11 protein-coding genes and 1 riboswitch are annotated in these 12,802 nt (G+C 69.4%); of the genes, 6 read left to right on the top strand and 5 right to left on the bottom strand.

All coding sequences use genetic code 11. The annotated features are described in order from the left end of the window. Positions 1-194: 194 nt before the first annotated feature. From ACFW47_RS33510 to ACFW47_RS33495, 4 genes are all read right to left on the bottom strand, one after another. Positions 195-1,685 carry a glycoside hydrolase family 3 protein gene (locus tag ACFW47_RS33510; RefSeq protein ID WP_386286756.1) on the bottom strand — a complete coding sequence of 497 codons (1,491 nt, stop codon included), beginning with the start codon at positions 1,683-1,685 and terminating at the stop codon, positions 195-197. Positions 1,686-1,693: 8 nt separating this feature from the next. Beyond that, the gene (locus tag ACFW47_RS33505; RefSeq protein WP_386286754.1) at positions 1,694-2,590 is read right to left on the bottom strand and encodes a carbohydrate ABC transporter permease; all 897 of its coding nucleotides are present in this window, start codon (positions 2,588-2,590) and stop codon (positions 1,694-1,696) included. Then, positions 2,587-3,579 carry a carbohydrate ABC transporter permease gene (locus tag ACFW47_RS33500; RefSeq protein ID WP_386286752.1) on the bottom strand — a complete coding sequence of 331 codons (993 nt, stop codon included), beginning with the start codon at positions 3,577-3,579 and terminating at the stop codon, positions 2,587-2,589. The genes ACFW47_RS33505 and ACFW47_RS33500 overlap by 4 nt, the downstream gene beginning before the upstream one ends. Before the next feature lie 138 nt (positions 3,580-3,717). After that, positions 3,718-5,022, bottom strand: coding sequence for a sugar ABC transporter substrate-binding protein (locus ACFW47_RS33495; RefSeq protein WP_386286750.1), 1,305 nt, complete (start codon positions 5,020-5,022; stop codon positions 3,718-3,720). A gap of 453 nt (positions 5,023-5,475) precedes the next feature. Here ACFW47_RS33495 and ACFW47_RS33490 point away from each other — a divergent pair, with 453 nt between their 5' ends. The 6 genes from ACFW47_RS33490 (at position 5,476) to ACFW47_RS33465 (ending at position 12,555) form a co-directional block, all read left to right on the top strand. Beyond that, positions 5,476-6,240: a GntR family transcriptional regulator gene (locus ACFW47_RS33490; protein ID WP_073724313.1), complete on the top strand. Its 765-nt coding sequence runs from the start codon at positions 5,476-5,478 to the stop codon at positions 6,238-6,240. A gap of 135 nt (positions 6,241-6,375) precedes the next feature. Further along, the gene (locus ACFW47_RS33485; RefSeq protein ID WP_386286748.1) at positions 6,376-6,633 is read left to right on the top strand and encodes a DUF3311 domain-containing protein; all 258 of its coding nucleotides are present in this window, start codon (positions 6,376-6,378) and stop codon (positions 6,631-6,633) included. Next, positions 6,630-8,240: a monocarboxylate uptake permease MctP gene (gene mctP, locus ACFW47_RS33480; RefSeq protein WP_386286746.1), complete on the top strand. Its 1,611-nt coding sequence runs from the start codon at positions 6,630-6,632 to the stop codon at positions 8,238-8,240. Before ACFW47_RS33485 ends, mctP begins: the two co-directional genes overlap by 4 nt. Positions 8,241-8,312: 72 nt before the next feature. Beyond that, positions 8,313-8,819, top strand: a complete 507-nt coding sequence (locus tag ACFW47_RS33475) for a GNAT family N-acetyltransferase (protein ID WP_386308103.1) — start codon at positions 8,313-8,315, stop codon at positions 8,817-8,819. A gap of 60 nt (positions 8,820-8,879) precedes the next feature. After that, positions 8,880-9,041, top strand: a riboswitch (cobalamin riboswitch). A gap of 122 nt (positions 9,042-9,163) precedes the next feature. Continuing rightward, a complete protein-coding gene (locus tag ACFW47_RS33470) occupies positions 9,164-11,536 on the top strand; it encodes a ribonucleoside-diphosphate reductase subunit alpha (protein ID WP_386308102.1) in 2,373 nt (790 codons plus the stop codon). Then, positions 11,536-12,555: a ribonucleotide-diphosphate reductase subunit beta gene (locus tag ACFW47_RS33465; RefSeq protein WP_386286740.1), complete on the top strand. Its 1,020-nt coding sequence runs from the start codon at positions 11,536-11,538 to the stop codon at positions 12,553-12,555. The genes ACFW47_RS33470 and ACFW47_RS33465 overlap by 1 nt, the downstream gene beginning before the upstream one ends. Here the strand turns inward: ACFW47_RS33465 and ACFW47_RS33460 are convergent. Beyond that, positions 12,468-12,713: a hypothetical protein gene (locus ACFW47_RS33460; protein ID WP_386286738.1), complete on the bottom strand. Its 246-nt coding sequence runs from the start codon at positions 12,711-12,713 to the stop codon at positions 12,468-12,470. The two genes, ACFW47_RS33465 and ACFW47_RS33460, sit on opposite strands and share 88 nt — an antisense overlap. Positions 12,714-12,802 lie beyond the last annotated feature (89 nt).

Genomic DNA, 12,802 nt, shown 5'->3' with positions numbered 1-12,802 from the left:
GATCAACGTGCTGTTCGCGATGCTCCGCGACGGAACCTTCTACGAACCCAGAACCCCACGCCTCGCTTGACGAACGACATAGAGGCACCCCCCCCCGCTGATCACCCCATCCCACCGCTGAACTCCCCGGATACGACAGAGGCGCCGGCCCTCACCCGAGGGGCCGGCGCCTTCGGCGTTCCCGTGGACGTGCGCTACGCGCCCGCGACGGCCTCCGCCGCCGCGCGGCCGCAGACGCGGGCCGCGCCGTGGGTGGCCAGGTGGAGGGAGCCGCGGGGCTCGGCGCGAGGGACGCCCATCTCGACCACGATCGTGTCGGGTCGGGTCGCCAGCAGCCTGTCCAGGGCCGCCGCCATCCAGGGGTGCCGGTGCTCGTCGCGGACGACGGCCACGATGCGGCGCTTCCCGGCGGCGGCCAGCACCTCTCCCCCGGCGTCCGGGCCGGTGAAGCTGCCGGTCTCCGTCCCGGGGAGCAGACGGGAGAGCTCGGCGGCGATGCCCCATGGCGTCTCGTCGCCGACCGCGATGTTCGCGACCGGCGTGAGCGCGGCGACGTACGGCGGCTCGGTGAGCGGTGTGAAGCCGTCGGCGCCGGTGAGCCGCAGGGCGCGGCGGGCGGCGCGCAGGCCCACCTCCGTGTCGGCGGAGCCCGCTGCCCCACCGGAGGGGCGGTTCGCCGCCGCCCAGCCGGCCAGGGCCCGGACGCGTTCGGCCGCGTCGGCCAGGCGTTCCTCGGGCAGCTCGCCCGAGCGGACGGCCTCGACCAGGGCGTCGCTCAGCCGCCGTACCGTGTCCTCGTCGGAGAGCCCGCCGCCCACGCAGATCGCGTCGGCGCCGGCGGCGACGGCCAGCACGCTGCCGCGTTCGATGCCGTACGTGCCGGCGATGGCCCGCATCTCGATGCCGTCGGTGACGATCAGGCCCTGGTAGCCCAGTTCACCGCGGAGCAGGTCGGTGAGGATGCGCCGGGACAACGTTGCCGGACGGTCCGGGTCCAGTGCCGGGGCCAGGATGTGGGCGCTCATCACCGCACGGCTGCCGGCGGCGATGGCCGCGCGGAAGGGGACCAGGTCGCGAGCGGCCAGCACGTCGCCGTCCACGTCGATGCGCGGCACGGCGTGGTGGGAGTCGACGGCCGTGTCACCGTGGCCGGGGAAGTGCTTGGTGCAGGCGGCCACGCCGGACGACTGCAGGCCGGTGACGTACGCGGCGGTGTGCCGGGCGACCAGGTCGGTGCCCGCGCCGAAGGACCGCACGCCGATCACCGGGTTGTCCGGGTTGGAGTTAACGTCGGCGGACGGGGCCCAGTTGAAGTTGACTCCGCAGTCCGCGAGCCGGCGGCCCAGTTCCGCGGCCACCTCGCGGGTGAGCCCGACGTCGTCCACCGCGCCGAGGGCGAGGTTGCCGGGGAAGGAGGAGCCGGTGCGCACCTCCAGGCGGGTGACGTCGCCGCCCTCCTCGTCGATGGCGACGAGGACGTCCTCGCGCTCGGCGCGCAGCCGCGCGGTCAGCGCGGCCACCTGCTCGGGCGTGCTGACGTTGCGTCCGAACAGTGCGACGGACGCCAGGCCCTCGTCGAGGCGGCGCAGCAGCCAGTCCGGGGCGGTGGTTCCGGTGAAGCCGGGCTGGAGGACCGCGAGCGCGTCGCGCGTGAGGGTGTCGGTGGCCCTGGCGATGGTGGTCATCGGTGGCGTCATCCCTTCACGGCGCCGGAGGTGAGACCGGCGGCCATCTTCTTCTGCACGAGCATGAAGAACGCGACGACCGGTATCGCGATCAGTGTCGAGGCGGCCATGAGCGCGCCGTAGTCGGTTCCGCGGTCGGTGGTGAAGTTCATCAGCCACACGTTGAGCGTGTACTTGTCGTTGTCCTGCAGCACGATGTAGGCGAGCAGGTACTCGTTCCACGCGTTGATCAGGGAGAAGATCGACGCCGCCGCCAGTCCGGGGGCGAGCAGCGGGAAGATCACCCGCCAGAAGGCACCCATGCGGGAGCAGCCGTCCACCATCGCGGCCTCTTCCAGCTCCTTGGGGATGTTCACGACGAAGCCGCGGATCATCCAGGTCGCGAACGGCAGCGTGGAGACGAGGTAGATGATGATCACGCCCCAGTACTCGTTGATCGCGCCCAGGTCGTTCAGCTGGATGTAGAGGGGGATGAGCATGGTGGTCGGCGGCAGCAGCTGCACCAGCAGCAGAATGATCATGAAGACCTTGCGGCCGGCGAACCGGAAGCGCCCGATGGCGAAGGCGGCGATCGTGGAGAGGATCATCGCGCCGACGACCGCGGTCACACAGATGATGAGGCTGGACTGGATCGCGGTGCCGAAATTGGGCGCGTCGATCGCCCGGGAGAAGTTGTCCAGGGTGAGGGACGACGGCCACAGCGTCTGGTCGTAGGACCGGATCTCGTGGTTGGGGCGCAGGGCGCTGATCACCAGCCAGTACACCGGGAAGGCCATCACCACGAAGGAGACGAGCCCCACGAGGTTGTAGAAGTGCCGGCTGCGCTTCTTGCGGTCGGGCCGCAGGGCGGTCTCGAGCGCGGGCTCCGTCGCGCCCGGGGCGGTCGTGGCGGTCGTGGTGCTCACTCGACGTCTCCGATCTTGATCAGCTGGCGCAGGTAGTAGACGGCCACGCCGGACAGGAGCAGCACGGTGATCAGCGCGATGGCGGCGCCCTGGCTGAAGGAGTTCGACTCGAAGGCCTTCTCGTAGGAGTACAGGCCGAGCAGGTTGTACTCCGGCTCCGGTTTGTTGCCGCGCATCAGGAAGACCTGGCCGAAGACGTTGAAGTCCCAGATCACGGAGAGTGTGGCGACCATCTGGAAGACCGGCTTGATGACGGGCCAGGTCACATACCGGAAGACGCCCATGCGTCCGGCGCCGTCGAGTTCCGCGGCCTCCTCCAGCTCGGCGGGCACCTGGGTGAGCGCCGCGTACAGGGTGACGGCCACGAACGGCACGGCTCCCCACACCACCACGGCGCCGATCACGAGGAAGCCCTGCTTGGGGTCGAGGAACCAGTTGTGGCCCTGGAAGTCGAGACCGAGGTACTCGGTCAGCACCATGTTGGCGACGCCGTAGTCGGAGTCGGCGAACCAACGGAAGATCGAGGTGGCCACGAGCAGCGGCAGCGACCAGGCGGCGATGAGCGCGCCGGTCAGCAGCAGCCGTACGGCCTTGGTCATGCGCTGCATGGAGTGGGCGAGGAAGAGCCCGACGGCCATGGTGGCGACGACGCATACGACCATGAACAGGACAGTGCGCCACAGGACGTCGTAGAACTCGCTCTCGCCGAGGATGTTGGTGAACTGCTCCAAGCCGACCCACTCGGCAGCCTGACCGGTCCACAGTTCCTTTCTGCCCACGTCCTGGAAGGACATGATCACTGTCTTGATCAGCGGCCAGACGAACACCGCGGCGAGTGCCACGACGGCCGGCGCGATCAGGAGATAGGGCAGCAGGGGCCCGTTCGTCCACCGGCTTCGCCGGGGTGCGGACGGTGCCGGGCCGTCACCGGCGGGTGGCCGCGGGGCGGGCACCTCCGGGCCGGCGGTCTTGATGTCGGCGGCACTCACTGTGCTGGCCTTCCGTTCGAAGGGTTCTGCATCGGAGCGGTGGCCGGTCCGCCGGAGGCGGCCGGCCACCCAACCGGCCCTGCCCGGCCGCGTGGCCGGGCAAGGCACCGGAGGTCAACGGGAGCCGAGCGGGGAGGCTCAGGCGCTCTCGTTGATCAACGAGTTGATCTCCGCGTCGGCCGCCTTGGTGGCGTCGGCGACCGACTTGCCCTTGAGGATGTCGAGCAGCATCGTCTCGAGCGTTTCCTTCTTCTCGATCGCGGCCCAGCCGGGGGCGATCGGGGTGAACCAGGCGTCGGGGACCGCGTTGGCGATCGGGGCCGTCTCCGGCTTGGCCTTCAGCGGCTCGAGCTGCTTGGTGTTGTTGGGCAGGATGTCCTTCTCAGCCAGCGCGGCCTGGGACTTCTCGTTGGTGAACATCGAGATCCAGTCCTGCGCCAGGTCCTGCTGGTCGGACTTGGAGACGGTGGCCAGGTCGGAACCACCGATGAAGGAGGGCAGGGTCTTGCCCTCCGGGCCGGGCATGCCCGCGACGGCGATCTTGCCCTCCAGCTTCGGGTTGCCGTTCGTCTTCGAGTCGACGACGCTGCCGGCCTCCCAGCCGTTGCCGTAGAGCAGGGCCGCCTTCTCGTTGGCCATGACGTTGGCGTGGTCCTGCTCGTCCTTGGTCTGGTCGCCGTTGTTGTACTTCTTGACCAGGTCGACGAAGTGCTGGATGCCCTTCTGCGCCTCCGGCGTGGACAGGGCCGCCTTCCACTCCTTGCTGCCCTCGTCGTACGTGGCGATCTCGCCGCCGTACGCGGCGACGTAGGACATGGCGGCGTACCAGTAGCGGCCCGGGAGGTAGAGCGCGGAGAAGGCGTTGTCCGCCTTGTACTTGTCCTGGACCTTGTCGAGGGCCTTGAGCAGGTCCGCCTCGGTCGTCGGCAGCTTGTCCGACCCGGTGCCGGCCTTGAACATGTCCTTGTTGTAGATGGCGACGCGGGCGCCCGCGTAGTACGGGACGCAGTAGAGCTTGCCCTCGTACGTGCAGGTGTCCTTGAGGCCCTCGATCCAGGTGTCCGAGTTGTCGTACTTCTTGGCGTCGATCTCGCCGAGGGCACCGTTGAGGATGTAGGTCATGGTCTCGGTGTTGCCGAGCTCGACCACGTCGGGGAACGAGTCGCCGGACAGGGCGGCGTCGAGCTTCTTGGTCTTGTCCGCCCACTGCTGGTACTGGACGTTGACCTTGACGCCCGGGTACTTCTTGTTGAACTCGTCATTGGCCTGCTTGACCAGTTCCGGCCAGCTGCTCTGGGCGTCGACCATGAGCCAGACGGTGAGTTCGCCCTTGCGGTCCTTCGGGTCCTGCTTGGACGAACCGTTGTCGTCGGAGCCCCCGCACGCCGCGATGGATGCCATCATGCCCGCGATACCGATCGCGGCTATCAGCTTGCGCTTCACGCCACCCTCCTCAGGGATGCCACAAACCCCCCTGCCTCCCTGCGGTTCAAGCGTGAACGCGTACCGCTCCTGGGGCCGGGACCTGGACCAATGGTGTAGACCAGTACGGGGAGCTTGGCCCAGACCAATAGGGCTGTCAAGGGTGTTCAACCACGCTCCCGGCGTCCGTGATGCGACCGAGATATGCAGGGACCTTTCATTGCGCAACCGGCAGATCGGACGGACCGGGACCGGGTGTACCACTGTCCGTCGAACGACGTGCCGGTACGGTTCCGAACGCGCGTACCAGCACCGTCTGGCGGCGCTGTGGACTAGACCAACAACGGTCCCGGCGGTATACAGAGGGGATCACGGAGCGTGCCGGACCATGCCGGCGCGAAGCCGTGCCACGATGTGAGCCGTGGCCGACAGGGATAGCGGTCGCTTCGGCGCCCGGAGCCGGGAAGGCAGAGCATGAGCACCGACGTCAGCAGTGCGGAGAACGAGGGTGGGACGACAGTCCGTACCGCGCGCGTGCCCAAGTACTACCGCCTGAAGAAGCACCTGCTCGACATGACCCGCACCCAGGCCCCGGGCACCCCGGTCCCGCCCGAGCGCACCCTGGCCGCGGAGTTCGACACCTCGCGCACGACCGTGCGCCAGGCCCTGCAGGAACTGGTCGTCGAGGGCCGCCTGGAGCGCATCCAGGGCAAGGGCACCTTCGTCGCCAAGCCCAAGGTGTCGCAGGCCCTGCAACTCACCTCGTACACCGAGGACATGCGCGCCCAGGGCCTCGAACCGACCTCGCAGCTCCTGGACATCGGCTACATCACCGCCGACGACCGGCTCGCCGGGCTGCTGGACATCACGGCCGGCGGGCGGGTGCTGCGCATCGAGCGGCTGCGCATGGCCAACGGCGAGCCGATGGCCATCGAGACCACCCACCTGAGCGCCAAGCGCTTCCCGGCCCTGCGCCGCTCCCTGGTGAAGTACACGTCCCTCTACACCGCGCTCGCCGAGGTGTACGACGTCCACCTGGCCGAGGCGGAGGAGACCATCGAGACCTCCCTGGCCACCCCGCGCGAGGCCGGTCTGCTCGGCACCGACGTCGGCCTGCCGATGCTGATGCTGTCCCGGCACTCGCAGGACCGGACGGGCCAGCCGGTGGAGTGGGTGCGCTCGGTGTACCGGGGCGACCGCTACAAGTTCGTCGCCCGCCTCAAGCGGCCCCAGGACTAGACCAAGACCGCCCGCAGGCCCCTGACGTTGCGGTTGGGGACCGATATGCGGACGAGGGCTTCCGCTGTCCTGAACCCGTCACCTACATTTCGTGCGCACTGCACGAGGTGATCAGCGAGGGGACGGAGCCACCGCATGTCACAAGCCCCACCCGAGAGCAGAGAACCGGTGGTGACGCCGGTGCGCGTCGTCATCGGCCTCTGCCTTCTCGCACCGTTCGTCGCCATGCTCTGGGTCGGTTCGTACGCCAAGTCCGACCCGGCCTTCATCGGTATCCCGTTCTTCTACTGGTACCAGATGGCGTGGGTGATCGTCTCCACGGCTCTGACGATGATCGCCTACAAGCTGTGGCAGCGTGACCAGCGCGCCCGCCGGGAAGGCGGTTCCCGGTGAACGACGGCGTGAACGGCGTCGCACTCGCCGTCTTCATCTTCTTCTTCGTCCTCGTGACCGCCATGGGCTTCCTGGCGGCCCGCTGGCGCAAGGCCGAGAACGAGCACAGCCTCGACGAGTGGGGCCTCGGCGGCCGCTCCTTCGGCACCTGGGTCACCTGGTTCCTGCTCGGCGGCGACCTGTACACGGCGTACACCTTCGTGGCCGTCCCGGCGGCGATCTACGCGGCGGGCGCGGCCGGCTTCTTCGCGGTGCCGTACACGATCCTGGTCTACCCGCTGATCTTCACCTTCCTGCCGCGCCTGTGGTCGGTCTCCCACAAGCACGGGTACGTGACGACCTCGGACTTCGTGCGCGGCCGGTTCGGCTCGAAGGGGCTGTCGCTGGCGGTCGCCGTCACCGGCATCCTCGCCACGATGCCGTACATCGCGCTGCAGCTGGTCGGCATCCAGGCCGTGCTGGACGTGATGGGCGTCGGCGGCGGCGAGGACACCAACTGGTTCATCAAGGACCTGCCGCTGCTGATCGCCTTCGGCGTGCTGGCGGCGTACACCTACTCGTCGGGGCTGCGCGCGCCCGCGCTGATCGCGTTCGTCAAGGACACGCTGATCTACATCGTGATCGCGGTGGCCATCATCTACATCCCGATCAAGCTCGGTGGCTTCGACGACATCTTCGCCTCGGCGAACGACAAGTTCACCGAGGCCGGCAAGGGCGGACTGATACCGGACCACGGCGGCCAGTGGACGTACGCCACCCTGGCGCTCGGCTCGGCGCTCGCCCTCTTCATGTACCCGCACTCGATCACCGCGACGCTGTCCTCGCGCAGCCGTGAGGTGATCCGCCGCAACACCACCATCCTGCCGCTGTACTCGCTGATGCTGGGCCTGCTGGCGCTGCTCGGCTTCATGGCGATCGCGGCCGGGGTGACGGTGGAGAACGGGCAGCTGGCGATCCCGCAGCTGTTCGAGAACATGTTCCCGGACTGGTTCGCGGGCGTGGCCTTCGCGGCGATCGGCATCGGTGCGCTGGTCCCGGCGGCGATCATGTCGATCGCCGCCGCGAACCTCTTCACCCGCAACATCTACAAGGACTTCATCAAGCCGGACGCCACCCCGGCCCAGGAGACGAAGGTCTCCAAGCTGACGTCCCTGCTGGTGAAGGTGGGCGCGCTGGTCTTCGTTCTGGGCATGGACAAGACGGTCGCGATCAACTTCCAGCTGCTGGGCGGCATCTGGATCCTGCAGACCTTCCCGGCCCTGGTCGGCGGCCTGTTCACCCGCTGGTTCCACCGCTGGGCGCTGCTCGGCGGCTGGGCGGTCGGCATGGTCTACGGCACGGTCGCCGCCTACGGTGTCGCCTCGCCGACGCAGAAGCACTTCGGCGGCTCGTCCGACGAGATTCCCGGCATCGGCGAGATCGGCTACATCGGCCTCACCGCCTTCGTGCTGAACGTCCTGGTCACGGTGGTCCTCACCTTCGTCCTGCGGGCGGTCAAGGCGCCCGACGGCGTCGACGAGACCAAGCCGAGCGACTACACGGCGGACGCCGGCGACCCCGGCGTCCAGGTGGAGCTGCCGCCGGCCACGGCGGGCTCCTCGCACTGACCTCCGGTCAGTAACGGGCCGTCGGAGAGATCCGGCGGCCCGTTGTCGTACCCGTCGGGCACACTCGTCCGCATGGACTTCACGATCCGGCGGGCGGCGGCCGACGAGTACGAGACCCTCGGCGAGATCACCGCACAGGCCTATCTCCAGGACGGCCTCCTCGACTTCGGGGAGAGCGACGCGTACCTCGGCGAGCTGCGGAACGTGGCCAAGCGGGCGGCGGCCGCCGAGGTGCTGGCCGTCGTGGCGGACGGCCGGGTGCTGGGCGGCGTGACCTTCGTGCCGTCCGGCGGCCCCATGGCCGACATCGCCCGGCCCGGCGAGGCCGAGATACGCATGCTCGCCGTCGCCCGCGAGGCCCGCGGACGCGGGGCCGGCGAGGCCCTGGTGCGGGCCTGCGTCGACCGTGCGCGGGCCGTCCAGGCCTGCACGAGCGTCGTGCTGTCGACCCAGCGCACCATGCGCACCGCCCACCGGCTCTACGAGCGGCTGGACTTCGTCCGCGCCCCCGGCCGGGACTGGAACCCGTTGCCGGAGCTGGACGACATCACCCTCCTCGCCTACGAACTGAGGCTCTGACACCGGCGCGAGACGTCCCATGACACACCACCGAGACACAACATCTGGGGGTGCTCGCGACACCCGGCACAAGATGTATGCTCGTGCTCGCTGTCGCCGCAGGGGAATCCGGTGCGAATCCGGAACTGTCCCGCAACGGTGTACATGCGTGCATCCGCACGTCTCCGCACGTGCGCGCACGCATGTCCAGTCCGAGGACCTGCCGACGGTGCGCCCGGCCGCCTTGGCCCGGGCGCCATGACGTCCGGGCCTCGTGGAGTGGGCCGGTGGACGCGACGCCGTGCGCGCTCGTGAGCTGCCCCTGCCCTCCGCCAGGCCCCGTGCCGAGCGAGGGAGTGCTCCACGTGACCATCGCGCCAGCCGATCCGGCTTCAGCGACCCCGGTGACGGCGACCGGTGAACCCGACGGACCCGGTGCCGCGCTGCTGCGGACCCTGACGGACCTGACCGCCGACCTCCCCGACGCCGACCCCGGCCGGGTCGCCGCCGCCGCGCTGCGCGGCCGGTCCGCCCGCGCGGACGAGGCCGAGCTGCGCGAGCTCGCCACCGAGGCGGCGGCGGGGCTCATCTCCGAGGACCCGGTCTACTCGAGGCTCGCCGCCCGCCTGCTGGCCATCGGCATCCGCGCGGAGGCCGCCTCGCAGGGCGTCACCTCCTTCAGCGGCTCGGTCGCCACCGGCCACCGCGAGGGCCTGATCGCCGACCGCACCGCCGCGTTCGTACGGCTGCACGCGCAGCGCCTGGACGCGCTGGTCGACCCGGCCGCCGACGACCGCTTCGGCTACTTCGGCCTGCGCACCGTGTACAGCCGCTACCTGCTCCGGCACCCGATCACCCGCCAGGTCGTCGAGACCCCCCAGCACTTCATGCTCCGCGTCGCCGCCGGACTCGCCGAGGACGACACCGCCCGCTCCGTGGACGAGGTGGCCGCGCTGTACGGCCTGATGAGCCGCCTCGACTACCTGCCCTCCTCCCCCACCCTCTTCAACTCCGGCACCCGGCACGCCCAGATGTCGTCCTGCTACCTCCTGGACTCCCCCAGGGACGAGCTGGACTCCATCTACGACCGCTACCACCAGGTCGCCAACCTCTCCAAGCACGCCGGCGGCATCGGCATCGCCTACTCCCGCATCCGCTCCCGCGGCTCCCTGATCCGTGGCACCAACGGACACTCCAACGGCATCGTCCCGTTCCTGAAGACGCTGGACGCCTCGGTCGCCGCCGTGAACCAGGGCGGCCGGCGCAAGGGCGCGGCGGCGGTCTACCTGGAGACCTGGCACGCGGACGTCGAGGAGTTCCTGGAGCTGCGGGACAACACCGGCGAGGACGCCCGCCGCACGCACAACCTGAACCTCGCGCACTGGGTGCCGGACGAGTTCATGCGCCGGGTGGACGCCGACGGGCCCTGGTCGCTGTTCTCCCCGGCCGACGTCCCCGAGCTGGTCGACCTGTGGGGCGCGGAGTTCGACGCCGCCTACCGCAGGGCGGAGGCCGCCGGACTGGCCCGCAAGACGCTGCCCGCGCGCGAGCTGTACGGCCGCATGATGCGCACCCTCGCGCAGACCGGCAACGGCTGGATGACCTTCAAGGACACCGCCAACCGCACCGCCAACCAGACGGCCGAGCCGGGCCACGTCGTCCACTCCTCCAACCTCTGCACGGAGATCCTGGAGGTCACGGACGACGGCGAGACGGCGGTCTGCAACCTGGGCTCGGTCAACCTCGGCGCGTTCGTCGACGTGACCGGGGGCGGCATCGACTGGGAGCGGCTGGACGCCACCGTCCGCACCGCCGTCACCTTCCTGGACCGGGTCGTCGACATCAACTTCTACCCGACCGAGCAGGCGGGCCGCTCCAACGCCCGCTGGCGTCCGGTCGGCCTCGGCGCGATGGGCCTCCAGGACGTCTTCTTCCAGCTCCGGCTGCCCTTCGACTCCCCCGAGGCGAAGGCCCTGTCCACCCGCATCGCCGAGCGGATCATGCTCGCCGCGTACGAGACCTCCGCCGACCTCGCGGAGCGGAGCGGCCCGTTGCCGGCCTGGGAGAAGACCCGCACCGCCCGGGGCGTGCTGCACCCCGACCACTACGGCGTCGAGCACACCTGGCCCGAACGCTGGGCGGCGCTGCGCGAGCGCATGGCCACCACCGGACTGCGCAACTCCCTGCTCCTGGCGATCGCCCCGACCGCGACCATCGCCTCCATCGCGGGCGCCTACGAGTGCATCGAGCCGCAGGTGTCCAACCTGTTCAAGCGCGAGACGCTGTCCGGCGAGTTCCTCCAGGTCAACTCCTACCTGGTGGACGACCTCAAGCGGCTCGGCGTGTGGGACGGCCGCACCCGCGAGGCGCTGCGCGAGGCGGGCGGCTCGGTGCAGGGCTTCACCTGGATCCCCGAGGACGTCCGCACCCTGTACCGCACCGCCTGGGAGATCCCGCAGCGCGGCCTGATCGACATGGCCGCCGCCCGCACCCCGTACCTCGACCAGGCCCAGTCGCTGAACCTGTTCCTGGAGACGCCGACCATCGGGAAGCTCTCCTCGATGTACGCGTACGCCTGGAAGCAGGGCCTGAAGACCACGTACTACCTGCGCTCGCGCCCGGCGACCCGCATCGCCCGCGCCGCCGCCCGGGCCACCGTGCCCGCCCAGCAGACCCCCGACCCCGAAGCGGTCGCCTGCTCCCTGGAAAACCCCGAGTCCTGCGAGGCCTGCCAGTAATGACCACCGAGACCACCACCAAGAACCTGCTCGACCCGGGCTTCGAGCTGACCCTGCGCCCCATGCGCTACCCGGACTTCTACGAGCGCTACCGGGACGCCATCAAGAACACCTGGCACGTCGAGGAGGTCGACCTCCATTCGGACGTCGCCGACCTCGCGAAGCTCAGCCCGGAGGAGCAGCACCTGATCGGCCGGCTGGTGGCCTTCTTCGCCACCGGCGACTCGATCGTGGCGAACAACCTGGTGCTGACGCTCTACAAGCACATCAACTCCCCCGAGGCGCGGCTGTACCTGTCCCGCCAGCTCTTCGAGGAGGCCGTGCACGTCCAGTTCTACCTGACGCTGCTGGACACCTACCTGCCCGACCCGGACGACCGGGCCGCCGCCTTCGCGGCCGTGGAGAACATCCCCTCGATCCGTGAGAAGGCGGAGTTCTGCTTCAAGTGGATGGACTCGGTCGAGTCGCTCGACCGTCTTCAGACGCAGGCCGACCGCCGCCGCTTCCTGCTCAACCTCATCTGCTTCGCGGCGTGCATCGAGGGCCTGTTCTTCTACGGCGCCTTCGCGTACGTCTACTGGTTCCGCAGCCGGGGCCTGCTGCACGGCCTGGCCACCGGCACCAACTGGGTGTTCCGGGACGAGACGATGCACATGTCCTTCGCCTTCGACGTGGTCGACACCGTCCGCAAGGAGGAGCCGGAGCTGTTCGACGACCGGCTCCAGCAGGAGGTCACCGACATGTTGCGGGAGGCCGTCGAGGCCGAGCTGCAGTTCGCGCGCGACCTGTGCGGTGACGGCCTCCCGGGGATGAACACCGACTCGATGCGGCAGTACCTGGAGTGCGTGGCCGATCAGCGTCTGGAGCGGCTCGGCTTCGCCCCGGTGTACGGCTCCGAGAACCCCTTCTCCTTCATGGAGCTGCAGGGCGTTCAGGAGCTGACCAACTTCTTCGAGCGGCGCCCCTCGGCGTACCAGGTGGCGGTGGAGGGCACCGTCGACCTGTCCGAGGACTTCTGAGTCTCCTTCCCCGCCCCCTCGCCCTCCCGGGCCTCCCTGAGCTGACGGTCGATGCGCCTGTCGCGCACGATGCCGATCACCGAGGGGAGGACCATGAGGACCAGGAGTCCGAAGGTCACGAGCATTCCGATCAGGGCTTCGATCTGGTTTCCGGTCATGACACCACTGTCGCGCCGGATACTCCTTACCGGGAGTGGCAGGACTGCCGCAAGGCCTCGATTTCCTGCCACTCCCGAGGCACACTGGC

It is taken from the genome of Streptomyces sp. NPDC058796, assembly GCF_042745235.1.
Classification (GTDB): domain Bacteria; phylum Actinomycetota; class Actinomycetes; order Streptomycetales; family Streptomycetaceae; genus Streptomyces.
The sequence above is the reverse complement of the archived record's forward strand: the minus strand, read 5'-3'. Positions and strand labels throughout refer to the sequence as shown.